At 49.5% G+C, this 2598-nt stretch carries 1 protein-coding gene and 2 pseudogenes; all 3 read right to left on the bottom strand.

Translation table 11 applies throughout. The features are described from left to right. Positions 1 to 107 precede the first annotated feature (107 nt). Positions 108 to 371, bottom strand: coding sequence for a nuclear transport factor 2 family protein (locus NDI45_RS30795; RefSeq protein ID WP_190789611.1), 264 nt, complete (start codon positions 369 to 371; stop codon positions 108 to 110). A gap of 119 nt (positions 372 to 490) precedes the next feature. Beyond that, a pseudogene (locus NDI45_RS30790) lies at positions 491 to 1033 on the bottom strand (aminotransferase class IV); the annotation flags it as partial. Between the two features lie 17 nt (positions 1034 to 1050). Beyond that, positions 1051 to 2385, bottom strand: a pseudogene (locus tag NDI45_RS30785) (transposase). Between the last annotated feature and the right edge of the window lie 213 nt (positions 2386 to 2598).

Below are 2598 nucleotides of genomic sequence, written 5' to 3'. Positions count from 1 at the left end.
CTCATTTGCATAAACTCCAGAAGCTCCCACAGCGAGTCATGCGATATTTCAAGCATCGGTTTATTGCTTATGCTGCATAACTTCATGCCTCTTCTATGATTGCCGGGTTAATATGTTCCAGCAAGTTCAGCTTTGAGCGTAACCACAACACAATTGCTGTAGTCATGGATTTGGCGATCGCTAATTTCACTTCTTGTGAACCTGAAAACTCCAGAGCGATGCGCGTCCAGATCAAACTGCTTGTTGACGACCTGACCTGTAGGCATCGTCCAAACCAAATCATCGGCAATAAGTTCAGCTAGCACAGCAACATCGCTGGTGAGCATCGCTTGCCGCAAATTGTCTTCTAAAGTCTCGATCGTTGTGTTCATTTTCTAGCCTCCATGATTTTTACCCTTAACCGTTCAAATTCAAGAACTCCCTGTTCTGATTAAGGGATCGCTCTGTAGATGAATTTAATCATCAAGGGGCGAATAGAGAACTGCAACCGTCAGGCGATCGAGATGGGAAACACCCAGTCCTGATATTCCGAAGCGCGATTTTCGGTAATCGCCGTCAGCTTTTCTCGCAGCTTTAGGGTGATGGGGCGATCGGCAGGCAGAACGTAGTTTTCGATGCGGGAGATAGGCGCGACTTTAGCCGCCGTGCCGCTGAGGAAAACTTCATCGGCGATGAACAGCTCGGTTTTATCAACGGGTCGTTCGACCACGGGAAAGCCCATGTCGCGGGCGATCGTCAACACGCTATCACGGGTGATGCCTTCTAGAATGTCTTGATCAAAGCCAGGAGAAATAATTGTGCCGTTTCGCACCAGAAAAATATTCATGCCAGACGCTTCGCTGACTTTACCCTGAGAGTTGAGCAAAATCGCTTCATCAAAGCCAGAATTAACAGCTTCGGTTTTTGCCAGCGATGAAGTGATATAGGCTCCGCTGGTTTTGCCACGCAAAGGCAGACTGCGATCTTCTTGACGATGCCAAGAGCTAATCCGACAGGACAGCCCTTCCGGCGAAAGATAATCACCCAGCTCTAAGCTCGACTTTATCCAATTTAGACAGCATAGCAGAGTAAACTGAACCAACAGTCCAGCAAAGGTTTTGGTATTTTTACCATGTCGGTTGTTGCTCCTGAGGATGGAAAAAGTCGAGTTTGCCAAAGTCGTTGTCGAACTAAAGCTAACGCATCTGTGAACGTTGGCAATGATTTTTTGTACCAGGTCAATTGAGGTAGGGTGAATCCCTGTTGAGACTGAAGTTGATGCGCTAATAGCACGACAATGGAGAACAGTGCGAACAAAACAGGAGTTGTCCGTCCAATTGCCTTATCCGACCACTGCCGTTGCGTTTCTACTCCCAGGTGGGCACGGGCTTCCTCAAAGGTCACCTCAACCTGCCAGCGTTGGCGGAACCACAGCAAGATTTGCTCCGGCTTGGCAGTTAAGTCTGTGCAGAGAAAAGCTTGGGGTTCCCGTTTGCCGGTCGGGTCTTTGACTAAAACCCAGCGAATTGGCACGGCAGGCAAGCCTGTGTGATACCAGAGAGCAGTTTGAGAAGCGACTTCTAGCTCCACAGAGCGTCCGCCATACCATCCTTCTAACTGCATCGACTGCCAATGGGTTTGAGCATCATCCAGAACGGTGCTGAGGGTCGCAAACCGCTTGCCGACTTTGCGGGGACGACCCATTTGCTTCAGCTGTCGAGGAGGGGCAGGCTCATACAGAGCAGCATCTAAGCGCAGCCGGGTTACAACAAACACAGGCTTGGGCAACTGCCCCAAGGCTTCTAGAAATTCCAGTGCCGCAAAGGAACTGTTAGCCACCAGCACCATCGCACGCTCAGGTAACCATCGCCTCACTTGCGTTAACATTTGCCGTGCCCAGTCAATCAGCTTCTTGTGGCGATGTCCCTGACGTTGGTTGTATTGCTTAGACGGCGCGAGAACGGTGAAAAAGGGCAGTGCCCAAACCCGATGCGACCACGGAATTTCAACCAGCAGCATCAGGCTTAGCCAGCGCAATCCACTGGTTTTAACAAAATGACTGTCACTCCAACGTACTGGGTCTCGATAAATTCCTCTTGCCCGAATCCGCTAACCCCAACATCGCTCAATGGTGTCATCAATGCCCATCACTAACACCCCCTTTGACGCAAATCCCTCGACTAACTGCTGCAACAGCAACTGGCTTCCTTGTCTTGCAGACCATACTGCACGATTGAGCACCCGATGATATTTTTGAAACTGAGCCACTTGCGCTAAACCCATCACCCGCAAAATTGCACTGACCGTTCGTTTGCCGGGAGCTAAAATTGCCCCAACTAGCAGCACCAAGGCAGAATCCCACACGGGCTGGGAAAACAATGAGGCAAACGTTACGATCAAAGGCATCAAGTCTTTCGGTAGCAGGCTCATCAGGATTATTCCAACAACGCTTTCCTGATTCTGCTACCTTTTCTCCTCTCCGAATTGGATAAAGTTGAGTTTAGAAGATGTTTAGAAATACGGAAGAGGTTGCAAAAGACTCAGGCTAGCTTGCGTAACATCAATCGAATCATCGCAAGGTAGATGAAGGTTTCTGAGGAGGCAGGTAAACGTTCGTAA

Origin of the sequence: Leptolyngbya sp. GB1-A1, assembly GCF_039962475.1 — a bacterium.
In the GTDB taxonomy this organism is placed as follows: domain Bacteria; phylum Cyanobacteriota; class Cyanobacteriia; order Elainellales; family Elainellaceae; genus Leptolyngbya_A.
The sequence above is the reverse complement of the archived record's forward strand: the minus strand, read 5'-3'. Positions and strand labels throughout refer to the sequence as shown.